Genomic DNA, 25,047 nt, shown 5'->3' on the forward strand with positions numbered 1-25,047 from the left:
CACCCCAGCAGAAGCATTCGAGCAGCTACTCTCGGACCCGAAACAACGACCCGTTGCAACGACCCCTTGAAACCGCCGATCCGCATTCGGACGCGTCATGGGAAGCCGACGAAGGTATCCACCTTGCTGGTGCTGCGCATCCACGACCGGTAGACAGTGAGCCACGTCCAACGAAGGAGTTGTCGATGCTGGTTCAGGTCTGTGGTCTTCCCGGTGCAGGGAAGTCGACGCTGTCTGCTGCGATCGCGGAGCTGACACCTTCGCTGACCCTTCGCGTTGATGCGATCGAGGGCGCGATGTGGAAGTACCAGATTCCGCCCGAGCAGTCCGGGATCGCCGCCTACTCGGTCATGCATGCCATCGCGGTGCCGAATCTGCGGCGAGGACAGGTGGTCATCGCCGACGCGGTGAGTGGTGTGGAACCCGCTCGCGCTGGATGGGCGTCGACAGCGGAAGCCGCTGGGGTTTCGCTGCGCGTGATCGAGGTCGTGTGTGCGGACGTCAACGAGCACCGTCGCCGGGTGGAGCAGCGTGCGAATGACCTGCCTGGGTTCACCTTGCCGACGTGGGACGAGGTGCAGCGCGTCGCCGACGAGTACGAGCCCCGCACGGACGATCGACTCGTCATCGACAGCACCCGCCCGCTAGAAGACACGGTGCGCCAGGCCCTTGACTACCTCGAACTCAACGCGCGGTAACGGATCGGCTACCGGACCCCGTTCGCTCCGCTGACGGCGAGCAAGTTCTCGAGGTCGTCGTGGAGCCGCGCGGAACTACCCGATCCGCGTCGGGGCACGGACGGAAGCTCCGTGCCCCGACCGACCGCGTCAGCCGACTCGGGTCCAGGTCCCGCAACCACTCGACGAGAAGGCGACCACGTCGTTGGTGATCGTCACGACGGCGCTGCCTCGGCGGTCGAGGTAGTCGTTCGCGATGATCGCGTCCAGACTGCCTGATGCGGAGGACAGGGTCGCCCAGTAGCACCCGCTCGGAGCAGTCGTCTTCCAGGTGCCCTTCGACACCTGCTGGCCCACCTTGTAGACGCCGTCTCCGGCGATCTTCGAGAGCTTCGGGCCGGCGGTGGTCGCGGCGTACCAGGTGCCGCAATCGTCCAGCTCGACGTACTTGTCCGTGCTCGAGACTTGGATCATGCGCTGACCCGAACCGATGTCGTTCGCGCGGATGTCGTCCAGCGTGCCCCGTGCGCTGCTGAGTCGTGCCCAGTAGCAGAACTGGTCCTGTCGCGTCGTCGAGTAGTACGTGCCCGGCTTGATCGTCGAGCCGACCTTGAAGGTGCCGTTGCCCGAGAACGATGCCGTGGCTCTCGCGATCTTCGCGGTGGCGACGCTTCGGACTGAACCATTGGCGTAGCCGGCCTTCGACACGGTGACCCGGGACGCGATGGTAGCCCCCACGTCGTAGTACCCGAGACGGTAGGTCCGCGACGTCATGCCTGCGACGACCTTGCCGTTGCGGAGCCACTCGTACCGGGCTGTCAGGCCGGAAGTGTTCCAGGAGCCCTTCGTCGTCGTCAGTACGCCACCGTTCCTCGTCGTTCCGCTGACCGACGGGCGAGCTGTGAACTTCGGAGCGTCGCCGCGGACGACGACACCGATCAACTGCGTCCGCGTCGCGGTCGTGTACCCGGTGCGGGAACCGGTGATGGAGACCGAGAGCTTGTGGCCGTGGTCCGAGGCCGTCGCCGTGTACCGCGAACCGGTTGCGTTGCGGATCGAGTCGCCGTCCCGCAGCCAGCGGTACTTCTTGGTCGTCGGGGCCGGCGACCAGCTCGGGAAGGTCGCGGTGAGGGTCTTGCCGACCTTGGCCGTTCCAGAGACCGTTGCGGGCTTCGTCGTGAACTTCCTCGGCTGGGGAACCGGTGTCGGTGTCGGGACCGTCGTCGGGGTGGGGCTCGGAGTGAGGGTCGGTTCCGGCGTCACCTCGTCCAGCGGCGTGGTCGGCTCTGCCTGGACGGACGGCGCGGCGGTGTTCGGAGCGGACGTCACTGGTGGTGCCGTCGGCGCCGTGGTGGTCTCCGCGGGCGCGGAGGCGGCGTCCGCTGGCGCGGTGGCAGCGAGGACCGTCACCGCCGCCAATGCGGTCGCGGTGAGTGCGAGGAGGAGCCGCGAGGCTCTGCGCACGGTCCGTTCGGGTCGGGCCATGGTGATTCCGTTCTTCGGGTGTCGTCGATGACGCAGTGGGTGCCCGCACGAGAATAGGAGAAATTCGCTCACTTCCGACAGCCCGTAGGAGCCGGTCGCACAGGATCCTCGTTTCATGGATTCTCTAGGATCGACCCATGTCCACGACCATGCCCGGCTTCGGGGCGGAGCGCATCACGCAGCTCGGCCTGCGTGACCGCGTCTACGACCGGGTGCTCGAGGTCCTGATGGGCCACGACGTCGAACCGGGCATGCGGTTGTCGATCGACGGCCTCGCCCGCAGTCTCGGGGTGTCCCCGACCCCGGTGCGCGAAGCCCTGGTGCAACTCGAACGCACCGGCCTCGTCACCCGTGAAGCGAACAAGGGCTACCGGGTCTCCCCGCCCCTGGCCGGCGACCAGCTCGAGGCGCTGTTCGACGCCCGGCTCATCGTCGAGAGCGGCGCCGTCGAGCTCGCGGCCCGCGGCGACGTCGACGGCCTGCGCGAGCGGCTGGCGACAGCACTCGACGAGCAGGCTGCGGTGGCCGCCGAGGTCGCGTCCGTCGGTGCTGCGCACGCTCCGGAAGAGCTGATGGCCCGCTTCTTCCGCAGCGACTGGCAGTTCCACCAGCTGATCTTCGACGCGACACGGAACCCGTTCCTCGAGGAGATGTCCGACATCATCACGACGCGCGTGCACCGCATGCGGCAGATCGTCGAGGGTGGCGGGGACGACACGGATCGCGCCGTGCAGGAACACCGGGCCATCCTGGAGGCGCTGGCTGCGGACCCGACGTCGGCCGTCGCCGCGATGCGGCTCCACATCGACGCCGTCCGGTTGCGTTCGCGCGCGGACGCGTCCCACACGAGCTGAAGCAGAGGGGTTGCGTTCCGGCGCCGTGCGAGTATGTTTCCTATAGGAAAGAGGTTCAGGGCTGAACCACCACGACATGCAAGGGAGCATTCCGTGACCACTCCACAGGACTGGGTCGACCAGGATTGGGACCCCACCACCTGGACGTCGGGGACCTGGCCGATCGCCGCCTGCCTGCACGGGTTCGCGCAGGTCACCCGCGACGGGACGGCCTTCCACGAAGCCCCCACCGAGGTGTGGGACGAGGTGTTCGGACAGATCGAGGCCGTCGGCTTCTCGCTCGCCGAACTCGCCGACAGCCACATCCGCCCCGCTGACCTCGAAGCCTCGCGCCGCGACGAGCTGTTCGCCGTCGCGAAGTCGCACGGCATCGGGATTCCCTCGGTGCACCTGCAGCGCAAGAGCGTCATCCAGCCCGGGCACGAGGAGGAGAACCTCGCCTACGCCCACCGCACCATCGACGCGGCGGCCGAGTGGGGCATGCAGGTCTTCTCGACCGGGCTGCACCAGCCGTTCACCGACGCTCAGAAGCGGGCGCTGTGGTTCTGGACGGCGCCGGGCCCGAAGGACCCGGACGACCCGGAGGTCTGGGCCGCTGCGGTCAAGCGACTGCGGGAGCTCGGCGAGCACGCTGCGAGCGTCGGGCTGCCGATGGCGCTCGAGCTGTACGAGGACACGTACCTCGGCACCGCCGACAGCGCGGTCCGCCTGGTCGAGGAGATCGGGCTCGACAACGTCGGCCTGAACGCGGACGTCGCGAACCTCATCCGCCTGCACCGTCCCGTCGAGGACTGGCGGGAGCTGTTCGCGAAGACCATGCCGCACACCAACTACCTGCACGTGAAGAACTACACGCGTGACGAGGCCGGCGACGGCAGCTGGGCGACGAGTGCGCCGAGCACGATGGAGACGGGCCTCATCAACTACCGCCAGGTCCTGCGCGACGCCGTCGCCGACGGGTTCCGCGGGATCGTCATGACCGAGCAGTACGGCGGGGACAGCCTCGGCGTCTGCGCCACCAACCAGCAGTACATCCGATCCGTCCTCGCGACGACGAAGCTCGACGCGACGGCGACCCCGACTGCAGCAACCAGCACCGAAGGAGCAATCCGATGAGCACCCTCGACATCGCCGTCGTCGGGTCCGGCTACATGGGCGGCGGGATCGCCCAGGTCCTCGCCCTCGCCGGCCACACCGTCCGGATCGCCGACGTCTCGGCCGAGATCGCCGAGCAGAACCTGGAGCGGCTGCTCGGCGAGACCGCGCAGTTCGTCGCCGACGGGCTGTTCCCCGAGGACGCCGTCGAACGGGTCCGCGCACACCTGAGCGCTGCCGAGTCGATCGAGGCCGCCGTCGCCGACGCGGACTTCATCGAGGAGGCCGTGCCGGAGAAGCTCGAGATCAAGCACGCGACGCTGCGCCGCATCAGCGAGGCCGCCCGCCCCGACGCCGTGATCGGCTCGAACACCTCGACGATCCTGATCGAGTCGCTGGCCGAGGCGGTCGTGGGCCCGGAGCGGTTCCTCGGCGTGCACTTCTCGAACCCGGCGCCGTTCATCCCCGGCGTCGAGCTCATCCCGCACCCGACCACGAACGAGCACGCGATCGAGGTCGGCGAGACCGTCGTCGCCGCGACCGGCAAGCAGTCGGCGCGGGTGAAGGACTCGACGGGGTTCGTCCTGAACCGCCTGCAGTACGCGCTGTTCGAGGAGGCCACGAAGATCGCCGACGAGGGCATCGCGAGCCCCGACGACATCGACACCATCGTGCGCACCACGTTCGGGTTCCGCCTGCCGTTCTTCGGCCCGTTCGCGATCGCCGACATGGCCGGGCTCGACGTCTACGCGTTCTGCTTCGAGTCGCTGCAGACCCGCTGGCCCGAGCGCTTCGCCACCCCGCCGTCGCTGCAGCAGCACGTCGACGCCGGTGAGCTCGGCACGAAGTCCGGCGCCGGGTACCTCGAGGTGCCGGCCGACCGCACGCCCGAGCTCGTGGCCTACCGGAACAAGGCGTACGTCGCGATGCAGAAGCTGCTCGACGACCTCGGCCCGGCCCCGATCCACTGAGCCCGGAGCACGAACGATGAACACGCAGAACCCCCAGGGCCCCCAGGCCCGCACCGTCGTCCTCACCGGGGCCGCCTCACCGCGGGGCATCGGCCGCGCCACCGCCCACCACCTGGCCGAGGCCGGGTGGGACGTCGGGATCATCGACCTCGACCAGACGGCGAGCGAGCAGGTCGCCGCCGAGATCCGCGAACAGCACGGCGTGCGGGCCGTCGGCGTCGGGGCGAACGTCGCCGACGAGTCCGCCGTCCGTGCGGCCTTCGACACGATCGAGGCCGAACTCCAGCCGATCACCGCACTGGTGAACCTGGCGGGGGTCTCGTCCGCGCACGCCTACCTCGACCTGCCCGAGGGGGAGTGGCACCGGGTGCTGTCGATCAACCTCGACGGCGTGCACTTCGCGAGCCTGCGGGCGGCGGAGTCGATGGTGCGGTCCGGCTACGGGCGCATCGTGAACCTGTCGTCGGTCTCCGCCCAGCGCGGCGGCGGCACCTTCAGCAAGACCCCGTACACGGTGGCGAAGGCCGGCGTGATCGGCCTGACCCGCGGCCTGGCGCGCGAGCTCGGCCCGCGCGGCGTCACCGTCAACGCGATCGCCCCGGGCCCGATCGACACCGACATCATGGGCGGCACCCTGTCCGAGGCGCGGAAGACCGAGATGGCCGCCGACGGCGTGCTGCCGCGCATCGGCACCCCGCGGGACATCGCCGCCGCGATCGCCTACCTGATCAGCGAGGACGCCGGGTTCGTCACGGGCCAGACGCTCAACGTCAACGGCGGCCTGTACATGCACTAGGGCCAGCCGCCCACGGAACGCGCGCCGACCGCGCGACGCGATCCGTGCCTCCCGTCCGACAGGCCGAACCGACCGCCGGACGCCAGAACGACCGCACCGTGCTCGCAAAGGAGCGAACCCGTGTCACTACCCCCTGCCCCCGCGCTCGGGTCGACGAACGACCCCGGCCTGCAGTCCGCCATCGGCAAGGCGACGAAGCACCTCATGCCGATGCTCGTCATCCTGTACTTCGTCGCGTTCCTCGACCGCACGAACGTCGGCTTCGCCGAAGAGGCCCTGCGCGTCGACCGCGGCATCTCCGACGCCGCCTTCGCCCTGGGCGCCGGCATCTTCTTCATCGGCTACGCGATCTTCGAGATCCCGTCGAACCTGCTGCTCAAGCGGTTCGGTGCGCGCTTCTGGCTCGCCCGCATCGCCGTCACGTGGGGCATCGTCGCCGCATTGTTCGCCTTCACGACGAACGACACGATGTTCATCATCCTGCGGTTCATCCTGGGTGTGACCGAGGCCGGGTTGTTCCCGGGCGTGATCATGTACCTGTCCGAGTGGTTCCCGAACAAGGTGCGCGTGCGCATGTTCGCGATCTTCTACCTGGCGCAGCCGTTCTCGCAGATGATCGGCGCCCCGCTGTCCGGCGGCCTCATCAGCGTCGGTGACCAGGTCACCCCGTTCCACGGCTGGCAGGTCATGTTCGCCGGCGAGGGGATCCTCGCGGTGCTGGCGGGCATCGCGGCCCTGGTGTTCCTGACGAACAGTCCGCAGCAGGCGAAGTGGCTCGAACCGGGCGAGAAGGCGTCGCTCACCGCGGCCATGGAGCGCGAGGACACCGCTCGCACCGAGGACGGTCCGAAGGGCATCTGGCGCGCGATGGCGAGCGGGCGCGTCTGGTACTTCACGATCATCTACTTCTGCCTGCAGGTCGCCGTCTACGGCACGACGTTCTACCTGCCGCAGCAGGTGTCCTCGCTGCTCGGGCAGGACGTCGGCTGGCAGGTCGGGCTCGTGACCGCGATCCCGTGGCTCGTCGGGCTCGTCGCCTGCTACCTGATCGGGTCGCGGGCGGACTCCGTCGGACGCCGCCGGCGCTGGGGAACCCTGTTCTACATCACGACCGGCCTGTCGATCCTCGGCTCGGCATGGGCGGGGGCGAACGGGCAGCCGGTGCTCGGCATCCTGTTCATCACCCTGGCCGTCGCGAGCTTCCTGGCCGTCGGCCCGATCACCTGGGCGTACCCGACGGCGTTCCTGACCGGTGCCGCAGCCGCCGCGGGCATCGGCCTGATCAACTCGCTCGGCAACCTCGGCGGGTTCGTCGCCCCGATCATGCGCACCGCGATCAACGAGGTGGTGCCCACCGACAGCGGTGCGTTCGGCATCGTCTCGCTCGGCGTCCTGGCGTTCGTCGCCGCGGTGATGATCTTCTGCACCAAGTTCTTCCGCGGGGCCAAGGCCGACGAACTGCTCGACACCTCGCACGTCCGCACCACCGACCCGAAGGGCAGCAAGCGATGACCAGACTGTTCAACGACCCGGCGGACTTCGCCGACGAGGCGACCGACGGCTTCGTCGCCGCCAACGAGCGGTGGGTGCGCGGGGTGCACGGCGGGGTCGCCCGTTCCACCACGAGCCCCGACGGCACCGTCGCGGTCGTGATCGGCGGCGGCTCGGGCCACTACCCCGCGTTCGGCGGGCTGGTCGGGCACGGCCTGGCGGCCGGGGCCGCGATGGGCAACCTCTTCGCCAGCCCGAGCGCCCAGCAGGTCACCGGGGTCGCGAAGGCCGCGGAGCACGGCGGCGGGGTGCTGCTCAGCTACGGCAACTACGCGGGAGACGTCCTGAACTTCGACGCCGCGGCGCGCACGCTCGAGGCCGACGGCATCCCGGTCCGCACCGTCCGCGTCACCGACGACGTGACGAGCGCCCCGTCCGACGACCGCGCGAAGCGCCGCGGCATCGCGGGTGACCTCTGCGTCTTCAAGGTCGCGGGCGCCGCCGCCGAGCGCGGGGACGACCTCGACACCGTCACCGCCGTCGCCGAGCGGGCGAACGATCGGACGCGCAGCTTCGGCGTCGCGTTCTCCGGGTGCTCGCTGCCGGGTGCCGAGGAACCCCTGTTCACGGTCCCCGAGGGCCGGATGGCGGTCGGCATGGGCATCCACGGTGAGCGGGGCATCGACGAGACGGAGGTGCCCACCGCTTCCGGTCTCGCGGATCTGTTGGTGGACCGGCTGCTCGACGAACTGCCCGACGGCGTGACGCTCGAGGGCCAGCGGGTGGTGCCGATCCTCAACGGTCTGGGCTCGGTCAAGTACGAGGAGCTCTTCGTCGTCTACCGCTCGGTGCAGCGGCGCCTGGCGGACGCCGGGGTCGTGATCGTGGAGCCCGAGGTCGGCGAACTCGTCACGAGCTTCGACATGGCCGGGGTCTCCCTGACGCTGTTCTGGCTCGACGACGAGCTCGAGGAACTCTGGGCAGCACCCGCGGACACGCCCGCCTACCGCAAGGGCGGTGCGGTCGTCGAACAGCGCGTCGATCCGTCCACCGTGGCGGCGGACGCCGAGGGCGTCGGCATCGGCCCGGCGAGCGACGAGTCACGCGCGGTCGCCGAGCAGGTCGCCGCCGGGTTCGCCGCGGTCCGCGCCGTCCTCGACGAGCACGCCGACGAACTCGGCCGCATCGACGCCGTGGCCGGTGACGGCGACCACGGCATCGGGATGCAGCGTGGATCGCACGCGGCCGACGCCGCAGCCGCCGACGCGGTCAGCCGCGGTGCCGGTGCCGGCACCGTCCTGCTGGTCGCTGCGGATGCCTGGTCCGACAAGGCCGGCGGCACGTCCGGTGCGATCTGGGGTGCCGCCCTGGAGGCACTGGGTCGCGTGGTCGGGGACGACTCGCGTCCGTCGGGTGCCACCGTCGCGCAGGGGGTCCGCGCGGCCACCGAGGCCGTGCTGGCGTTCGGTGCCACCGTCGGTGACAAGACGATGGTGGACGCCCTGGTGCCGTTCGACGAGGTGCTCCGCACCCGGCTCGACGCCGGGGCGGCGCTCGCCGAGGCCTGGGGCGACGCCGTCCGTGCCGCCCGTCAGGCAGCGGACGCCACGGAGTCCCTCGTGCCGAAGATGGGCCGGGCACGCACGCACGCCGACCAGGCCGTCGGCACCGCGGACCCCGGCGCGCTGTCCTTCGCCCTCGTCGTGGAGACGGTCGCACCGTGATCACCGTCGGGGTGTCGCTGAAGACGTACTTCTCGCACGCCCGGACGCTGTCGTGGGCGGCCGAGGTCGCGGACATCGCCCGGCGACACTCCGCGGTGCGCTCGGGTGCGGCGTCGCTCTTCGTGGCGCCGACGTTCCTGGCCCTCGTCCCGGTGCGTGACCTGCTCGCCGGCACCGGTGTGCAGCTCGCCGCGCAGGACCTGTCGTGGGCCGACGCGGGCGCGTTCACCGGCGAGGTCTCCGGCGCCGAACTGCGGGAGATCGGTGTCGACCTGGTCGAGATCGGGCACGCCGAACGGCGCTCCCTGTTCCACGAGGACGACGCGACGATCGCGGGGAAGGTGCACGCGGCCTTCCGGAACCACCTGCGTCCGCTGGTCTGCGTCGGGGAGCCGGAGCGGGCCTCCGATCCGACCGAGGCGGTGGCGGCGGTGACCGCGCAGCTCGACCGGGCCGTCTCGACCGCCGTCGCGGACGGGCTCGCCGGACCCCTGACCGTCGCCTACGAACCCGTGTGGGCGATCGGCGCACCGGCACCCGCACCGGACGAGCACATCGTCGCGGTGCTCGCCGGGATCGAGCAGCACCTCGCCACCCGGCCGGCGCTGCACGGCAGCACCGTGCTCTACGGGGGCAGTGCCGGACCGGGCCTGCTCACCCGGGGGCAGGGGCGGATCGGCGGGCTGTTCCTCGGACGGTTCGCGCACGACCCCGCCGCGGTCCGGGCGATCCTCGACGAGGTCGCGGCGCTCAGCTGAGCTGGTCGCGGACCGGGCGCGGGGTGCGACCGAGCAGCTCGCCGAGCAGCGGATCGGTGCCGGCGAACAGCCCCCGCTCGGCGGCCTGGTACATGCCGAGCAGGAACGCGACCATGTGCGGGTCCTGCCCCGCGGCCAGCGCACGGGCACGCCACTCGTCCTCGCCGAGGGCTTCGAACCCGATCATCCGACCGGACACCTCGGACGCCAGCCGAGCCAGGTCGGCGAAGGTCGGCGCGTCCGGAGTGGTGAGCGTCACCGGCCCGTCGAACGGCTGGTCGGCGAGCAGGATCGCGGCGGCTGCCTCGGCGGCGTCCTCGCGGGCGGTCCACGACACCGGCGTCGACGGCTGCGTCGACCGCAGCACGGTGCAGTGCGACGGCGTCGGCGGCCGGGTCGCTCGACGAGACGAGCAGGAGCTGGTCGGCGCCGGCGAAGGCCGAGGGCAGGGTCTCCGGCTCGGCGTAGTCGCCTCGGCGGACCTCGACGCCGCGGTCTGCGAACCGCTGCGCGCGGGCCGGGTCGCGGGTCACCACCGCCAGGTCGGACGGCGCCAGGTGCTCGAGCAGGTGGTCGGCGGTGGCGCCGTTGAGGGCTCCGGTGGCCCCGGTGATGACGATCATGGCTTCTCCCGATCAATGGAAACAGCGTGTGGGTATCGCTGGTAGCACAGTGATAGCACACATCCGTTATCGTTGTTCCGTGATCGATCAGGGAACCCCGCGTGACGAGACGCGATCGCGCATCGTCGAGGTCGCCGGCACCATGCTGCGCGAACGCGGCGCCGCGGCGGTGACCACGCGGGCGGTCGCGGACGGAGCTGGTGTCCAGGCGCCGACCATCTACCGGCTGTTCGGCGACAAGGATGGTCTGCTCGAAGCGGTCGCCGAGCACGCGATGACGACCTTCTCGGCGATGAAGGCCGACGCCGTCCGGGCTGCTCGTGACGAGGCGACCGACCCCGTCGAGGACCTGCGCACCGGCTGGTCGATGACGATCGGTTTCGGGCTGGCGAACCCCGACCTGTTCGTGCTGTTGAGCGACCCGGAGCGTGGCCGTCGGTCAGCAGCGGCCCGGGCCGGCACCGCGCTGCTCGCCGAGCGCATCCAGCGGGTCGCCGAGGCCGGGCGACTGGCCGTGCCGGAACGCCGTGCGGTCGACCTCGTGCACGCGGCCGGCACCGGGGCGGTGCTCGCGATCCTGGCCGCTCCGGCGGACGAGCGGGACCCGGCACTCGCCGATGACGTCCTGGAGGCCGTGCTCGGGCGGATCCTCGTGCCGAGCGGTCCGACGACGGACGACGACGGCGGCGCGGGTCCGGGTGGTCAGGGCCGGGGGCGTGACGCCGTGACGAGCGCCGCGATCACGCTCCGTGCCGCAGCGCGCCGGCTCGATCGACTGTCGGCAGCCGAGCGGACGATGCTCGCGGAGTGGCTCGACCGGATCGCCGCGGACTAGTCCTCGCGAGTGCCCGCCAGCCCGTGGTCGTGGGCGTAGACGACGAGCTGCACCCGGTCGCGCAGCGACAACTTGCCGAGGATGCTCGAGATCTGGGTCTTCACCGTCGACTCGGTGACGTACTCCTTGGTGGCGATCTCGGCGTTCGACAGGCCGCGGGACGCCCACCCGAACACGACACGCTCCCGCTCGGTCAGGGTCGCGAACTCCGGCGGCTGCGGTGCCGGGGCCCGCGCCACGTCGGTGCCGAACAGCTGCGCGAGGTCGTTCGGTGCGATGACCGAGCTGCCCTCGTGCACGGCCCGCACCGCGGCGAACAGGAACGGCGGCGTGGTGTCCTTGAGCAGGAAGCCACTGGCGCCGAGCCGGATCGCGGTCGCCGCTGCCGGGTCGAGCCCGAAGGTGGTGAGCACGACGACGCGCGGCAGCGGACCCGGGACGGCGCCGGAGTGGAGCTGCCGGACGGTCTCCACGCCGTCCATGCCGGCCATCCGCATGTCGAGCAGCACCACGTCGGGGCGCACCTCGGGGATGAGTGCGAGCGCTTCGGCGCCGTCGGAGGCCTCACCGACCACGCGCATGTCGTCCTGGGCGTCGAGCACCACCCGGAGCCCGGCGCGGAACAGCGCCTGGTCGTCGGTGAGCAGGATCCTGATCGGTTCGGTCATCGGACGGGTCCCCCTTGGACGTCGAACGGGATGCGGGCGCGTGCCGTGAACACGTCGTCCAGCACGGCGGCGTCGAACGACCCACCGAGGGCGCCGAGGCGCGAGTCCATGCCGTCGATCCCGCGGCCCGAGCCCGCGGTGGTGCCGTCGCCCGCGACGTTCTCGACCTCGAGCACCAGGTCGGCGTTCCGCCAGGTCTCCCGCACGACGACCGGGTTGCCGGGGGCACCGTGGCGCAGGGCGTTCGTGAGCATCTCCTGCAACACGCGACGGGCGGCCGTGCCGGTGTCCGGGCGCAGGGCCAGCGGGACCCCGCGCACCGTGCGGTCGACGTCGACCCCGGCGTCGCGGATGCCCTGCACGATCTCCTCGAGCGAGCCCGGGCCGGTCGCCTCGGCGGAGCCGTCGACGTGCCCGAGGACCTGCCGGACCTCGACCAGGGAGCTCCGGGCGGTGCTCGCGATGGTGGCGCTGACCGCTCGGATGCGCGCCTCGTCGTCGAGGAACGGCACCGAGTCGGCCTGCGCGATGATGACCGCGAGCGAGTGGCCGACGACGTCGTGCACGTCACGGGCGATGTCCGCGCGGATGCGTTCGGACTCGGCGACGTCGATGGCGCGGGTGGCGGTGGCCTCGGCCTCGGTGGCGACGGCCTCGGCACGTGATGCTGCCGCCTCGGCGTCGGCACGGCGCTCCGACTCGCGGTCGCGGGAGCGGAAGGCCCGGACGGCGACCCCGCCCGCCCAGACCCCGAGCAGCGCGGTCACCGGGGCGGCCATCGCCAGGAAGGCCTGGTCGCGCGGGCCGTTGATGAGCACGAGGAACCGGAAGCCGGTCGACGCCAGGTAGACGGTGGCGCCGGCCCCGGCGACGACCGCGAGCACGCCCGAGACGACGACCTCGGTGCGGGTGCCCACGACCGCGGCGGTGCCGATCACGACGAACATCGCGAGGTCGACCAGGGACGGGCGTTCGCCACCGCCGACCTGGATGACCCCGAGGACGACGACCATCGCCATCGCGGCGGACGGGGAGATGCGACGCAGGGCGATCGCCACCGAGGCCGACAGCACCGCGGCGAGGCTCGCGTGCTCGAGCTCGAGGTCGATGGGCAGCAGGAAGACGAACGCCGCCAGGACCGCCCAGGCCACGTCGATGACGATCGACCGGGTGGCGAGCGGCCGGAGGAACCTGCCCCGTTCGGTCACGAGAGCGATCCTCCCATGCCGTACGGGCGTCACGCGGGCGGGGTCATGGCCATGAGTGCGATGACGGTGGCGACCACGATCGCCGCGCAGAGCAGCAGGGTGGCGATCGTGTGCTTGGTCGAGGTCTGCATGCTCCCAGCCTGGGCAACCGGACGGCGGACGGCATCGGGCGGTCGACCGAAGGGCCTCGTCCTGCCGGGTGAAGCCCGCGGCGGACCCGGATCCGTCGAACGGCGCATCCGGGACACCCTCTGCGTGATCCGGCCACCTTGGACGGCCGCTCAGTGCCCCCGGCGAACCATCGGCCGTGCAATCGCTCGATCGAGACGAAGGAGCACGATTTGTACTTCCACAAGCAGGAACTCCAGTTCAAGGCAACGCCCGACAAGCCCGACGCGATCTACGCCCGCAAGCTGCAGGAGGTGCTCGGTGGCCAGTACGGAGAGATCTCCGTCGCGCTGCAGTACCAGTTCCAGGCGTGGAACATGCACATCCCCGGCAAGTACCGCGACATGGTGTTCGGCATCGGCGCCGAGGAGATGGGCCACGTCGAGATGCTCGCGACGATGATCGCCCAGCTGCTCGAGAAGTCCCCGCTCGGCATCACCGAGGACGCGCTGCAGGACGACCCCACGGTCGCCGCGATCGTCGGCGGCACGGACGTCCAGCACGCCATCGTCGCCGGTGCGGGTGCCCGTCCGGTGGACAGCAACGGCAACCCCTGGCAGGGCTCGTACATCACCGCCAGCGGCAACCTGCTCGCCGACTTCACGGCGAACGAGAACGCCGAGATGCAGGGACGTGTGCAGGCCGCCCGGCTCTACCACATGACCGACGACCACGGCGTGCGGGACCTGCTGTCCTTCCTCATCGCCCGAGACACCATGCACCAGAACATGTGGGCGACCGCCGCGGCCGAGCTGCGCGAGAAGGGCGTCGAGGGCTTCCCCGTGCCGAGCAACTTCCCGCAGTCGAAGGAGAACCAGGAGGTCAACTACCAGTACCTCAACTTCTCCGACGGTGCCGAGGCGAAGAACGGCCCGTGGGCGAGCGGCCCCTCGTTCGACGGCAAGGGCGAGTACTCGTACCACGACGGCCCGACCACCTCGGTCCCGATGCCCCCGCCCACGCACCCCGACGTCCGCCTCTACGGCACCACCGAGCTGCCGAACGTCGTCGAGAAGACGGCCGGCCTGGTGCAGGACAAGCTGAACAAGGAGTAGTCCCGACGGTCGCCCACGCGACCGACGGAACGACGGGAGGCCCGGCGCACGACGTGCGCCGGGCCTCCCGTCCGTCACATGGTCACCGCACCGACGGGGCGGACCCGCCCACGGTCATCAGTGCCCCCGTCTCGGGTTCTTCGTCGCGTGGTGCCTCGAAGATGTCCGAGTAGGCGCGGACCGCGCTCCACCCCGCGATCAGCAGGGCCGTGCCGAGGACCGCCGCGACCCAGGGCGCCAGGAGCGACTGCTCGACGAGCCGGGGCGCGGCGACCCAGGTCAGGAACGTGCCGGTCAGGCTGCCGGTGGCCCCGAGGAGCACGGCGGTGCGCCGGTCCAGGCTCGTCAGCGCGAGCGCCGCGGTGACGACGAGGACCGCGACCACAGCGTTCAGCAGGACGGACGTCATCGCTCAGCTCCTCACTCGGCGGCGGCGCCGGAACCGACCGCGAGCTGCTCCGACGCGCCACCGACGGTGACGGCGATCTTGCGCGGCTTCGCGGACTCCTTGACCGGGATCGTGACGCTCAGCACGCCGTTGTCGTACCCGGCGGTGATGCGCTCGGTGTCCAGGCCTTCGCCGAGCGTGAGCTGTCGGACGAACGTGCCGGGCTGGCGCTCACGCGTGAGCCACTGCGAGCCCTCGGGCGCGCCCAGGGTGCGCTCGGCGCGGATGGTCAGGACGGAGCCGTCCACGTCGATGTCGACGGAGCCCGGGTCGATGCCGGGCAGGTCGACGTCGAGGACGTAGTGGTCCCCGGTGCGGTACAGGTCCATCGGCATCGAGCGCGGGCCGGCGGCGGTGCCGAGGAGTGAACCCGCGAGTCGGTCGAGCTCGCGGAACGGGTCGAAGTTCATCGTCATCGGAATCAACTCCTTCGTGGTTCTCGTTGAGTCCCCTCGACTCAACTGCCACCGTTTTAGCACTCGACCCTGGTGAGTGCCAAAAGATCGCTCGGAAGACGCCGAGAACCGTCGACCGCCGATCAGCCGCCGAGGAACGGGTCGATGACCGCCCACGTGGCCGCGGGGGCCTCGAGGTGGGGCAGGTGCCCAGCGGCCGGGACCTCGGCGAACACCGAACCCGGCACGGCCGCCGCCACCGCGCGACCGTACGCCGGCGTCACGACCCCGTCGCTCGCACCGAAGACCACGAGCGTCGGCACCCGTACGGCCCCGAGCCGCCCGAGCAGGGTCGGGTCGCTCATCGACCGGCCGGCGACGACCGCCATGGTCTGCCCGTTCGACCGCTGCACCGCCTGTTGTTCCTCGGTGACCGACGCCGGGTCCTGGTACCCCCGCTCGGGATCGTGCCAGGCGACCTCGGCCAGCCCGCGGGCATCGAGGGCGAAGAAGTCGGCGATCGGTTCGCCCTCGACCACCGCACCCACGCCGTCGATGTCGACGACGGCACCGACGACCGCGGCGAACCGGTCGTCGGCAGCTGCCTGCACGGCCATCTCGAGGGCGATCCAGCCGCCGATCGACGACCCCACGAGCACGACGTCCTGCTCCCCGGCGGCGAGGAGCTGCTCGAGGTACGCGGCCGCCAGGGCCGGGACGGAGTCGATCCCGTCCGGGCACGGGGTGCCGTCCCACCCGGGGTGCGTGGGGGCGACGACGTGGAAGGCGGGTGCGAGGTGCGCGACGATCGGTGCGACGGTCCTGGGGCCGCCGCCGCCGTGCAGGACGAGCGCGGTGCGGGTGCGGGAGTCGGTCATGAGTGCTCCGTATCAACATGTTTATGTACGAGTGTTGATACCATAGCACCATGCTGACCGACCTCGAAGCCCTGGGCCACGCCGTCAAGCGGGCGCAGTACCGCAACCACCGCACGATGGACGCCGCCCTGCGCGACCTCGGCGTGACGCTCGTGCAGTGGGACGCCCTGCGTGCGATCGACCGGATGCCCCGTGCCTCGGGGCACGACCTCGCCGTCGCGACGTTCCAGAGCGACCAGGCGTTCGGCACCCTCGCGAACCGGATGCTCGACCGTGGGCTCATCACCCGGACCGCCGGCCGGGGCCGCCGCATCGAGCACACCGTCACCGAGGACGGTCGGCGGGTGCTCGAGGAGGGACACCGCATCGCCGAGGGGGTGCTCGACGGCCTGTTCGCACCGCTCGACGAGCCGCGACGGGCGGCACTCCTGCAGCTCCTGACGGCCCTGACGGATGCCGCCGAACCGTTCGGCGCGCAAAACGTACACAGTGCGAATGGTTCGTTGAACTGACCGTTCACTTCGTGAAAGAGTTCAGCTGTCCGCAGGGGACACACGGCAAGCAAGAAGGGCGGGACACGACATGCACAGCACGTACTCCGGGATGCCTCGGACGGCACGGATCGGTGGCAGCCACACCCGCGTCGGTCTCACCGACCCGGCGATCATCGACGCGTACGTCGAACGTCGCATCCAGGACCCCTCGCTGCTCGCCGGTCGTTCCGAGCCGTCCTACGCGGACTTCTTCACCACGCCTGCCGTTTAGCAAGGAGCGCATGACCCCATGCCGTTGACCGTCGTCCGTCGAGAGCACGTCCACCTCTACGCCCGCGAACCCGAGTCCCGGGTCGCGAAGACCGCCGTCGACGCGCTGCTGCGCCTGCAGCACGCCGAGGACCAGCAGATCGAATCCGCCCGCATCGAGAGCGGCCTGTCGAAGAACGAGTTCCTCGCCGTCCGGTACATGCTCCAGGCGCACCGGGACGGCCGGACGATGGGTCCGAAGGACCTCGCCGTCATGCTCGCCGTCTCGAACGCATCGGTCACCAAGATCGTCGACGGGCTCGTGCAGAAGGGGCTGCTGTCGCGCACGGCGCACCCCACGGACCGTCGTGCGCAGGTGCTCGCCCCGACCGACAAGGCCGCCGAGAAGATCGACGCCTCGTACGCGCGCTTCCACGCGGCCGTCGTCGAGGTGCTCGAGCAACTCCCCGACGCGGACAACGCCGTCCTCGCCGACTCGCTCACGAAGATCGTCGACGCGCTCGCCGCGGGCACGCCCGCGCCGGTCGACGAGTACACGGTCGACGACCAGGACTGACGCGGGCGCGCCCGGCTGACGCGACCCGGCGGGGTGCGACGCGACCCAGAGACGGACGGGAGGCCCGTGGTGCGCCCGCCACGGGCCTCCAGACCGGACGGTGGCGAGAAAACCTTCCAGCGGTAAGTTGGGTGCATGACCCACCCCGCGGACGACGCCGACGCGGCCCAGCCGCGCCGCGGCGGGTACCGCAAGGGCGCCGAGCGGCGGACGCAGATCCTGGACGAGATGATCCGCATGGTCGCGGAGCAGGGGGTCGACGCATCATCGTTGCGCTCGGTGGCCGAGGCCCTCGGGATCACGCACGCGGCACTCCGCCACTACTTCCCGAGCCGCGACGAACTGCTGCTCGCGGTCTACCGGGAGCACGAGGTCCGCGAGCAGGGCGCGCCCGACCGGATGAAGTCTGCGATCGGCGACATGCGCGAGAGCGCGTCACGCAACCGGGCCGTGCCGGGGCTCGTGCAGCTGTACACGACCCTCGCGGCCGACGCCGTGCAGGAGGGCCACCCGGCCACGCGCGACTTCATGCGCGAACGCTTCGCCCGGCTGCGCGCCGAACTCGCCGCACTGATCGAGGCGGACCAGGCGAGCGGCCGGATCCGCGCCGACCTGGACCCGGCCGACCTGGCGAGCCTCAGCATCGCGGCGTCCGACGGGCTGCAGGTCCAGTGGCTGCTGGACCCCGACGCGGTCGACGGCGAGCGGGTGCTGCGGCTGCTCGAGCAGCTCGTCCCGCCGCCGCCCTGACCGGCCAGGGGTACGCCTGGCTGCCGGCGGCACAGCGACCGGCCGGTAGAAGGGGAGGATGACCACTTCCACGCGCACCCCGCTCGGCGTCACGCTCGTCGACGGGGGCGCCAACGTCGCCCTGTTCTCGAGCACCGCCGAGCGGGTCGAGTTCTGCACCTTCGACGACGACGGCACCGAGCACCGCACCGAGCTCCGCAACCGCACCGGCTACACCTTCCACGACGTCGTGCCCGGCGTGACCGTCGGCACCCGCTACGGCTTCCGCGTGCACGGTGCGTGGGACCCGGCGAACGGCCTGCGCCACAACGCCGCGAAGCTCCTGCTCGACCCCTACGCCACCGCCGTCGACGGCACCTATGAGTGGGGCCAGGCCCTGTTCGGCCACGACATGGAGGACCCCGAGCGTCTCGACGACACCGACTCGGCCAGCGCGATGCCCAAGTCTGTCGTCGCCGACCGGTCCTTCGACTGGGACGGTGACGCCCTGCTGCGGACGCCGCTCGCCGACACCGTCGTGTACGAGGTGCACGTCAAGGGCTTCACGAAGCAGCACCCCGACGTCCCCGAGGAGATCCGCGGCACCTACGCCGGCATGGCCCACCCCGCGGCGATCAAGCACCTGACGGACCTGGGCGTCACCGCGGTCGAGCTGCTGCCGACGCACCAGTTCGTGCAGGACTCGACGCTCGTCGACAAGGGCCTCCGCAACTACTGGGGCTACAACAGCATCGGCTTCTTCGCGCCGCACGACGAGTACTCGTCCTCGGGCAGCGCCGGGCAGCAGGTCGCCGAGTTCAAGGAGATGGTGAAGGCCCTGCACGCCGCGGGGCTCGAGGTCATCATGGACGTCGTCTACAACCACACCGCCGAGGGCAACCACATGGGCCCGACGCTGTCGTTCAAGGGGATCGACAACCAGTCGTACTACCGGCTGGTCGAGGGTGACGAGGCGAACTACTTCGACACCACCGGCACCGGCAACAGCCTGAACGTCGGACACCCGGCGGCCCTCGGACTCATCATGGACTCGCTCCGTTACTGGGTCGAGGAGATGCACGTCGACGGCTTCCGCTTCGACCTGGCCACGACGCTCACCCGCCAGGACGGCGAGGCCGAGAAGCACTCCGCGTTCCTCGACATCATCCACCAGGACCCCGTGCTGCGCGAGGTCAAGATGATCGCCGAGCCGTGGGACACCGCCGGCTACCAGGTCGGCGGGTTCCCGGCCGATTGGTCCGAGTGGAACGGCAAGTACCGCGACGACCTGCGCGCGTTCTGGCGCGGCGACGAGGGTGCCCTCGGCGACGCCGTCCAGCGGGTCCTCGGCAGCCCCGACGTCTACGAGGGCTCGCGGCGTTCCCCGCTCTGCTCGATCGACTTCGTGACCGCCCACGACGGGTTCACCCTCGCCGACCTGACGATGTACGCCGAGAAGCACAACGAGGCGAACGGCGAGGACAACAACGACGGCGAGAGCGACAACACGTCGTTCAACGGCGGCATCGAGGGCCCGACCGACGACGGGGCGGTGAACGACTACCGCGACCGGCAGCGCCGCAACTTCCTCGGCACCCTGCTGCTCTCCGCCGGCGTCCCGATGATCCTGGGTGGCGACGAGCTCGCCCGGTCGCAGGGTGGCAACAACAACGCGTACTGCCAGGACGACGAGATCTCGTGGTTCGACTGGGCCGCCGCCGACCAGGACCTGCTCGCCTTCACGACGGCGGCCATCGCGTTCCGTCGGCAGCACCAGGCGCTGCGTCCGGAGTGGTTCCGCACCGCGCCGGGCGACTCGGAGTCGACGGTGACCGTGCTCCGTGCCGACGCCGCCGGGTTCGAGGACGGCGACTGGGCGGACGGCGGCAACCGGGCCGTGACGCTCGTGCTGCACCAGGGCGACGACACCGTGGCCGTGCTGCTGAACGCATCCGACACGACGGTGGAGTTCACGCTGCCGGAGCGTCCGGGTGGGGGCAGCTGGTCCCTCGGGCTGTCGAGCGACCCCGACCAGGCCGTCGTGGGCGAGGCGACGACGCTGCTCGTGCGCGACGCGTCCTTCACCGCGCTGGTCTGAGGCGCGGGCGCGGGGTTCGCGCGGCTCGCTCGCGCGGCCTCGCTTGGTGAGCAGCAATGGTCGGGTCTCCGTTGGGGACCCGACCATTGCTGCTCACGAAATGGTGCGCGTGGCGCTCCTAGGCGCTCCTAGGCGTTCGCGCCCGCGGTCAGCACGGCTGCCGCGGGGTCGAAGTCCTCGGGCAGCGGCGGGATGGCGTCCACGGTCGACGTGATGTCGACGGCGGACCCCGACTCGGCGGCGTCACGGATGCCGAGCAGCACGTCGAGCACGTGCAGCGCGACGGCGCCGGAGGCACGCTCGGGGCGGTCCTCGGCGATGGCTCGGGCGAGCTCGACGACACCGGTGCCACGACCCCAGGTGGAGCCGACCGCCTCGAGCGTCTCGGGCTCGTCCTGGCCGTAGCGCCAGAGCTGCGACGACCCCTCGAACGTGTTCGGGTCCGGCAGCGAGATCGTGCCGAGCGTGCCGTTGATCTCGACGAAGCCCATGCGCGGCAGGGCGTGCTGGAACGAGAACGTCGACTGGGCGGACTGCCCGCCCGCGAACTCGATCAGGGCCGCGTGGTGCGTCGGGACCTCGACCGGGAACGTCTCGCCGGCGCGGGGGCCCGACGCGATCGTGCGACGGTCGAGCGACTTCGACGAGACGGCCTGCACGCGTGAGGCAGTGCCGAACGCGTGCACCAGGGTCGTCACGTAGTACGGGCCCATGTCGAACAGGGGGCCGGCACCAGTGGCGAACAGGAAGTCCGGGTTCGGGTGCCACGCCTCGGGCCCGGGGACGTGGAACAGCGTCGTCGCGGAGAGCGGCTCGCCGATGTCACCGCGGGCGATGGCACGGAGCGCCGTCTGGATGCCCGCGCCGAGCACGGTGTCCGGAGCGGTCGCGACGCGCAGGCCCTTGGCCTTCGCCGACTCGAGCACCGCGGCGGCCGACGCGTGGTCGGTCGCGATCGGCTTCTCGCTCCAGACGTGCTTGCCGGCGTCGATGATCTGCTGGTCGACCTCGGCGTGTGCGGCCGGGATCGTCAGGTTGATCACGATCGAGACGTCGTCTCGCGCGAGGAGCTCCTCGACCGTGCCGGACGCGGCCACACCGTAGGACGCCGCCTGCGCCGCGGCACGCTCGAGCAGCACGTCGGCGACGAAGCGGACCTCGACGTCGGCGAACTTGGTCAGGTTCTCCAGGTACTGGGTGGAGATGTTGCCGGCACCGATGATGCCGATCCCGACACGGCTCACTTGTCGTTGTCCTTGAGCCAGGTGAGGGACTCGGTGATGCCCTCGAAGACGTCGCCCTTGTATGCGTCGAACTCGACGACGCGGATGGCCTGCGGCGCCGCGGCGAGGATGCCCGCCACGTCGACGTCGCCCTGGCCGGCCGGCGTCTGGTTCTCGAAGGCGCGCTGCAGTGCCTCGGGCACGATCAGGGCGCTCTCGGACGAGGGCAGCGCGGTGCGGATGTCACCGTCGACCTTGCCGTCCTTGACGTGGATCGCGACGACGCGGTCGCCCAGGCCCTTGAGGACGGCGGGGGCGTCGGCGCCACCGACGGTCGCCCAGAAGGTGTCGACCTCGAGGACGGTCTCCGGCGACAGCTGCGACACGAACAGGTCGTAGACGGTGCGGCCGTCGACCTTGTTCGTGAACTCCCACTGGTGGTTGTGGTACCCGAACTGCAGGCCGCGGCCGGCGGCCTCGGCGGTCAGCTCGTTGACGCGCTCGGCGATCTTCGCGACGTCGTCGGCGGTCTGCCAGCGGTCGGTCGGGATGAAGGGGTCGATGACGGTGCGGATGCCGAGGCGCTCGGCGGCGTCCCAGATCGGCGCGGTGTCCTCGGCGTCGATCACGGCGACGTGGCCGGACGGAGCCTTGAGGCCGGTGGCCGCGAAGGCACGCTCGAGGTCGGTGGCGCGCTCGACGAACGCGTAGGGCTCGACGTTCTCGTACCCGATCTCGGCGACCCGGGCGATGGCCTTGTCGAGGTCTTCGGCGATGGCGTCGCGCAGTGAGTACAGCTGCACAGAAGTGGTGGGCATTGCAGAGGCTCCTTCGATCCTGTCTGGGTGTCGCGGCCCGTCGAGGAGCGATGCTCCGCGGCGAGATCGATCACGACGCTACCCCAAAAACCACCCGGTGTGTAGTTTTTGCTGCCCTGTGTGACGCGGCCCGTCCGCCCCGCGCGGCGGTGACTGCGACGCCCCTGCTGTTGCAGACAACACGTGTCGATGTATGCTCGCGTCGGAAAAACCTTGTCAGGCAAGGTTTTCATCGACTCAAGGAGGCGTCATGAGCACCACCGAACCCGGCAGCCCGGCACTGCTCGACCCGGAAGAGGGCATCACCCAACCCGTCAGCACGGTGAAGGTGGGCATCGGCTACCAGATCGCCCTGTTCCTCGGGCAGTTCGGCCTCTTCGTCGCGCTCATGGCGCCCGTCTACGTGAGCATGCAGCTCAAGGCGCAGGCCCTGGTCGGCGACGACGCTGCGAACGTCATCGGCTCGGTGCTGCCGATCGGCGCGTTCGGTGCGCTCATCATGAACCCGCTGGCCGGCGCCCTGTCCGACCGCACCCGGACGCGCTGGGGCCGTCGTCGCCCCTGGCTGCTCGGCGGTGTCGTGGTCTTCGCGATCGCCCTCGCCTGGATCGCCTACTCGCCCGACGTCCTCAACCTGACGCTGGCCTGGCTGCTCGCCCAACTCGCCGCGAACGCCACGCTCGCCACCCTGCTCGCGAGCTTCGCCGACAACGTGCCGCAGCTGCAGCGCGGCCGGTCCTCGAGCATCATCGCGCTCGCGCAGAACATCGCCGTGCTCGCCGGCACCTACCTGTCGGTCTTCTTCGTCGCGAACCTGCCCGTGCTGTTCATCGCCCCCGGCATCTTGGCGATCATCCTGGTCGCCGTGTACGCCGTCGTGGCCCGTGACGACCTGCCGACCTACAAGCTCAAGAAGTTCACGTTCCTGAACCTCATCGCGTCGTTCTGGACGAACCCGATCAAGAACCCGGACTTCGCGTTCGCGTGGTGGTCGCGCTTCCTGATCATCTTCGCGACGTTCATGTTCACGACGTACCGCCTGCTCTACATGCAGGAGCACATCGGCATCGAGAAGGCGAAGGACGCCACGGCCGCCGTCGCCTTCGGCGTGCTGCTCTACACGATCGCACTGCTGGTCAGTGCCGCGCTCTCCGGCTGGGCCTCCGACAAGCTCGGGCGCCGCAAGGTGTTCGTCGGTGGTTCCACGGCGCTGTTCGCGGTCGGGCTCGTCGTCCTCGCACACGCCGACACGGTCAACGGCTTCTACGTGGCCGAGGTCATCATGGGCTTCGCCTACGGCATCTACTCGGCCATCGACACCGCGCTCGTCGTCGACGTGCTGCCGAACGCCGACCGTCCCGGCAAGGACCTCGGCGTCATCAACATCGCCAACGCCCTGCCGCAGTCGCTCGCTCCGGCCGTCGCCCTGTTCTTCCTGAAGATCGGGTCCGGTGACGCCGCCGACAACTACACGCTCATGTGCTGGGCCGCCGGTGCGATCGCCATCATCGGCGCACTCGTCGTCATCCCCATCAAGCGGGTGCGGTAGCGCCCGTCGCGCCATGCGACCACCCGTCGCGGAACGCGACCAGAAGGCGGACGGGAGGCCCGTGGCGACGCCGCCATGGGCCTCCCGTCCGTCGCGGCCACCGACCCACCGGACCGGCGTCAGGGGGTGCCGGGGGAGGGCAGCTCCTGCCGGAGCGCCTCGGCGAGGCGGGAGGCGAACCGGCGGACCGCCGTCGCCTCGTCGACGCTCAGCGCGTCGATGGTCTCAATGAGCGGAGCGTGGATGTGCCCGTACGCACGCGCGAGGTCCTGCTCGGCGGACCCGGCTGCCGTGACGATGATGCCGCGCCGGTCCGCGGGGTTCGGCCGCCGCTCGGCCCGACCGTCACGCACCAGGCGGTCGATGAGCTTCGTGATCCCCGCGGTGGAGAGCCGCAACGCCCGGGCGAGCTGCGTGGGGTTGACCGTCCGTCCTTCGCGGCGCGCGAGCACCAGGTGTCGCAGGGCGAGGGCGTCGATGGGCAACATCCCCAGGGTGCGGAGCGCCTGCTCGTCGGCATCGTGGACGCTGTCGCTCAGGGCCTGCAGGCTCGCGATCGCGGCGGCGCCCTCGGCGGTGCGCGGCTGCCGGTCGAACAGGTCGGATCCGCGCTGCTGGTCGTCGTCGCTCATGGTCGCCCCTGCGTCCTGTCGTTTGGTGGACGAACTCCATGTTCCCCGACCTTCCTGGGAACCCAAACTGGGGAAGTAATCAGCCAGGCGAGACAACTGTTGCGGTCATGGCGCCACCGATCTGCGGTGGCGGAGATCAGAAGGAGTCATCATGTCGAACACGGCAGGAAACACCGCACGACACGACTCAGTTGTGCGTGCCACCTGGAACGAGACCAAGTCCGCGCTCAAGACCACGGAGTTCTACGCCTGGTTGGTCGTTTCCATCGCGATCCTCGTCGCGTCGGCCGTCGTGGACAACGCGGACGAGGGCCACACCGGCTTCGGCGCCGACCAGGCCTGGCTGTACGTCGCGATCGTGACGGCGGCCTACGTCGTCAGCCGCGGCATCGCGAAGTCCGGCGTGCGCAAGCCCGACTGGAACGACGACGACCGACGTGACGTCAACGGCCGTTCGAACTGACGCCGAGCACCACGTGCAGCCGGCTCCCCGAGCCGGAGCGAGGCCGTCCCGATCCCATCGGGACGGCCTTTCGTCACGTCCGCTCG

Annotated in this window: 28 protein-coding genes and 1 pseudogene; 18 read left to right on the forward strand and 11 right to left on the reverse strand. The window is 70.6% G+C overall.

Going from position 1 to position 25,047, the window contains the following annotated elements:
* Positions 1-698: ATP-binding protein (locus DEJ17_RS10705; RefSeq protein WP_220033637.1), on the forward strand; the 698-nt coding region annotated here is incomplete at its 5' end.
* A gap of 129 nt (positions 699-827) precedes the next feature.
* On the opposite strand, the gene DEJ17_RS17545 is transcribed toward DEJ17_RS10705, so the two are convergent.
* Positions 828-1,451, reverse strand: coding sequence for a hypothetical protein (locus tag DEJ17_RS17545; protein ID WP_146239694.1), 624 nt, complete (start codon positions 1,449-1,451; stop codon positions 828-830).
* On the opposite strand from DEJ17_RS17545, the gene DEJ17_RS17550 reads away from it, so the two are divergent.
* The 8 genes from DEJ17_RS17550 (at position 1,450) to DEJ17_RS10745 (ending at position 9,851) form a co-directional block, all read left to right on the forward strand.
* Positions 1,450-2,193: a hypothetical protein gene (locus DEJ17_RS17550; RefSeq protein ID WP_146239695.1), complete on the forward strand. Its 744-nt coding sequence runs from the start codon at positions 1,450-1,452 to the stop codon at positions 2,191-2,193. The two genes, DEJ17_RS17545 and DEJ17_RS17550, sit on opposite strands and share 2 nt — an antisense overlap.
* Before the next feature lie 106 nt (positions 2,194-2,299).
* Positions 2,300-3,016: a GntR family transcriptional regulator gene (locus tag DEJ17_RS10715; RefSeq protein ID WP_110893742.1), complete on the forward strand. Its 717-nt coding sequence runs from the start codon at positions 2,300-2,302 to the stop codon at positions 3,014-3,016.
* Positions 3,017-3,109: 93 nt separating this feature from the next.
* Entirely contained in the window at positions 3,110-4,132 is a 1,023-nt protein-coding gene (locus DEJ17_RS10720; protein ID WP_110893744.1) for a sugar phosphate isomerase/epimerase, read from the forward strand.
* Positions 4,129-5,082: a 3-hydroxyacyl-CoA dehydrogenase family protein gene (locus DEJ17_RS10725; protein WP_110893746.1), complete on the forward strand. Its 954-nt coding sequence runs from the start codon at positions 4,129-4,131 to the stop codon at positions 5,080-5,082. Before DEJ17_RS10720 ends, DEJ17_RS10725 begins: the two co-directional genes overlap by 4 nt.
* Before the next feature lie 16 nt (positions 5,083-5,098).
* A complete protein-coding gene (locus DEJ17_RS10730) occupies positions 5,099-5,878 on the forward strand; it encodes an SDR family NAD(P)-dependent oxidoreductase (RefSeq protein WP_110893748.1) in 780 nt (259 codons plus the stop codon).
* A gap of 120 nt (positions 5,879-5,998) precedes the next feature.
* Complete coding sequence (locus DEJ17_RS10735; protein ID WP_110893750.1) at positions 5,999-7,390, forward strand: MFS transporter; 1,392 nt, start codon at positions 5,999-6,001, stop codon at positions 7,388-7,390.
* Positions 7,387-9,093: a dihydroxyacetone kinase family protein gene (locus tag DEJ17_RS10740; RefSeq protein ID WP_110893752.1), complete on the forward strand. Its 1,707-nt coding sequence runs from the start codon at positions 7,387-7,389 to the stop codon at positions 9,091-9,093. The genes DEJ17_RS10735 and DEJ17_RS10740 overlap by 4 nt, the downstream gene beginning before the upstream one ends.
* The gene (locus tag DEJ17_RS10745; RefSeq protein WP_110893754.1) at positions 9,090-9,851 is read left to right on the forward strand and encodes a triose-phosphate isomerase family protein; all 762 of its coding nucleotides are present in this window, start codon (positions 9,090-9,092) and stop codon (positions 9,849-9,851) included. The genes DEJ17_RS10740 and DEJ17_RS10745 overlap by 4 nt, the downstream gene beginning before the upstream one ends.
* Here DEJ17_RS10745 and DEJ17_RS18070 read toward each other — a convergent pair.
* The gene (locus tag DEJ17_RS18070) at positions 9,844-10,218 is read right to left on the reverse strand and encodes a hypothetical protein (RefSeq protein ID WP_258366762.1); all 375 of its coding nucleotides are present in this window, start codon (positions 10,216-10,218) and stop codon (positions 9,844-9,846) included. The two genes, DEJ17_RS10745 and DEJ17_RS18070, sit on opposite strands and share 8 nt — an antisense overlap.
* Positions 10,219-10,240: 22 nt before the next feature.
* Positions 10,241-10,474: pseudogene (locus DEJ17_RS18075) on the reverse strand (NAD(P)H-binding protein); the annotation flags it as partial.
* A gap of 79 nt (positions 10,475-10,553) precedes the next feature.
* Here DEJ17_RS18075 and DEJ17_RS10755 point away from each other — a divergent pair.
* On the forward strand, positions 10,554-11,309 hold the full coding sequence (locus DEJ17_RS10755) for a TetR/AcrR family transcriptional regulator (protein ID WP_258366763.1): 756 nt from the start codon (positions 10,554-10,556) through the stop codon (positions 11,307-11,309).
* On the opposite strand, the gene DEJ17_RS10760 is transcribed toward DEJ17_RS10755, so the two are convergent.
* Both DEJ17_RS10760 and DEJ17_RS10765 read right to left on the reverse strand, forming a co-directional pair.
* On the reverse strand, positions 11,306-11,977 hold the full coding sequence (locus tag DEJ17_RS10760; RefSeq protein ID WP_110861974.1) for a response regulator transcription factor: 672 nt from the start codon (positions 11,975-11,977) through the stop codon (positions 11,306-11,308). The genes DEJ17_RS10755 and DEJ17_RS10760 overlap by 4 nt on opposite strands.
* Positions 11,974-13,185 carry a sensor histidine kinase gene (locus tag DEJ17_RS10765; protein WP_258366764.1) on the reverse strand — a complete coding sequence of 404 codons (1,212 nt, stop codon included), beginning with the start codon at positions 13,183-13,185 and terminating at the stop codon, positions 11,974-11,976. The genes DEJ17_RS10760 and DEJ17_RS10765 overlap by 4 nt, the downstream gene beginning before the upstream one ends.
* A 341-nt stretch (positions 13,186-13,526) precedes the next feature.
* Between DEJ17_RS10765 and DEJ17_RS10770 the strand changes: the two genes are divergently transcribed.
* Positions 13,527-14,408: a manganese catalase family protein gene (locus tag DEJ17_RS10770; protein ID WP_071404423.1), complete on the forward strand. Its 882-nt coding sequence runs from the start codon at positions 13,527-13,529 to the stop codon at positions 14,406-14,408.
* Positions 14,409-14,490: 82 nt separating this feature from the next.
* On the opposite strand, the gene DEJ17_RS10775 is transcribed toward DEJ17_RS10770, so the two are convergent.
* The 3 genes from DEJ17_RS10775 to DEJ17_RS10785 all read right to left on the reverse strand — a co-directional run bounded on the left by DEJ17_RS10775 (position 14,491) and on the right by DEJ17_RS10785 (position 16,129).
* Positions 14,491-14,817 (reverse strand): hypothetical protein, encoded by a 327-nt coding sequence (locus DEJ17_RS10775; RefSeq protein ID WP_110893757.1) that lies wholly within the window; start codon positions 14,815-14,817, stop codon positions 14,491-14,493.
* An 11-nt stretch (positions 14,818-14,828) separates the two neighbouring features.
* On the reverse strand, positions 14,829-15,272 hold the full coding sequence (locus DEJ17_RS10780) for an Hsp20/alpha crystallin family protein (RefSeq protein ID WP_110893759.1): 444 nt from the start codon (positions 15,270-15,272) through the stop codon (positions 14,829-14,831).
* Between the two features lie 122 nt (positions 15,273-15,394).
* Positions 15,395-16,129: an alpha/beta fold hydrolase gene (locus DEJ17_RS10785; RefSeq protein ID WP_110893761.1), complete on the reverse strand. Its 735-nt coding sequence runs from the start codon at positions 16,127-16,129 to the stop codon at positions 15,395-15,397.
* 50 nt (positions 16,130-16,179) lie between these two features.
* Here DEJ17_RS10785 and DEJ17_RS10790 point away from each other — a divergent pair, with 50 nt between their 5' ends.
* The 5 genes from DEJ17_RS10790 to glgX all read left to right on the forward strand — a co-directional run bounded on the left by DEJ17_RS10790 (position 16,180) and on the right by glgX (position 20,276).
* Positions 16,180-16,641: a MarR family winged helix-turn-helix transcriptional regulator gene (locus tag DEJ17_RS10790; protein WP_110893763.1), complete on the forward strand. Its 462-nt coding sequence runs from the start codon at positions 16,180-16,182 to the stop codon at positions 16,639-16,641.
* Between the two features lie 70 nt (positions 16,642-16,711).
* Positions 16,712-16,894, forward strand: a complete 183-nt coding sequence (locus tag DEJ17_RS10795) for a hypothetical protein (RefSeq protein ID WP_071404431.1) — start codon at positions 16,712-16,714, stop codon at positions 16,892-16,894.
* A gap of 18 nt (positions 16,895-16,912) precedes the next feature.
* Positions 16,913-17,449 (forward strand): MarR family winged helix-turn-helix transcriptional regulator, encoded by a 537-nt coding sequence (locus tag DEJ17_RS10800; RefSeq protein WP_110893765.1) that lies wholly within the window; start codon positions 16,913-16,915, stop codon positions 17,447-17,449.
* A gap of 135 nt (positions 17,450-17,584) precedes the next feature.
* A complete protein-coding gene (locus tag DEJ17_RS10805) occupies positions 17,585-18,199 on the forward strand; it encodes a TetR/AcrR family transcriptional regulator (protein ID WP_110893767.1) in 615 nt (204 codons plus the stop codon).
* Positions 18,200-18,257: 58 nt separating this feature from the next.
* Positions 18,258-20,276: a glycogen debranching protein GlgX gene (glgX, locus tag DEJ17_RS10810; RefSeq protein ID WP_110893769.1), complete on the forward strand. Its 2,019-nt coding sequence runs from the start codon at positions 18,258-18,260 to the stop codon at positions 20,274-20,276.
* A gap of 128 nt (positions 20,277-20,404) precedes the next feature.
* Here glgX and DEJ17_RS10815 read toward each other — a convergent pair whose 3' ends face one another.
* Together DEJ17_RS10815 and DEJ17_RS10820 are read right to left on the reverse strand one after the other, a co-directional pair.
* Positions 20,405-21,520, reverse strand: a complete 1,116-nt coding sequence (locus tag DEJ17_RS10815) for a Gfo/Idh/MocA family protein (protein ID WP_110893770.1) — start codon at positions 21,518-21,520, stop codon at positions 20,405-20,407.
* Entirely contained in the window at positions 21,517-22,317 is an 801-nt protein-coding gene (locus tag DEJ17_RS10820) for a sugar phosphate isomerase/epimerase (protein ID WP_181421138.1), read from the reverse strand. Before DEJ17_RS10820 ends, DEJ17_RS10815 begins: the two co-directional genes overlap by 4 nt.
* Positions 22,318-22,567: 250 nt before the next feature.
* Here DEJ17_RS10820 and DEJ17_RS10825 point away from each other — a divergent pair, with 250 nt between their 5' ends.
* Positions 22,568-23,866, forward strand: a complete 1,299-nt coding sequence (locus DEJ17_RS10825) for an MFS transporter (RefSeq protein WP_110893773.1) — start codon at positions 22,568-22,570, stop codon at positions 23,864-23,866.
* A gap of 119 nt (positions 23,867-23,985) precedes the next feature.
* On the opposite strand, the gene DEJ17_RS10830 is transcribed toward DEJ17_RS10825, so the two are convergent.
* The gene (locus DEJ17_RS10830; protein ID WP_110893775.1) at positions 23,986-24,498 is read right to left on the reverse strand and encodes a MarR family winged helix-turn-helix transcriptional regulator; all 513 of its coding nucleotides are present in this window, start codon (positions 24,496-24,498) and stop codon (positions 23,986-23,988) included.
* A gap of 151 nt (positions 24,499-24,649) precedes the next feature.
* Between DEJ17_RS10830 and DEJ17_RS10835 the strand changes: the two genes are divergently transcribed.
* Complete coding sequence (locus DEJ17_RS10835; RefSeq protein ID WP_146239696.1) at positions 24,650-24,961, forward strand: hypothetical protein; 312 nt, start codon at positions 24,650-24,652, stop codon at positions 24,959-24,961.
* The last annotated feature ends 86 nt before the right edge of the window (positions 24,962-25,047 follow it).

It is taken from the genome of Curtobacterium sp. MCSS17_011, from assembly GCF_003224275.1.
Lineage (GTDB): Bacteria > Actinomycetota > Actinomycetes > Actinomycetales > Microbacteriaceae > Curtobacterium.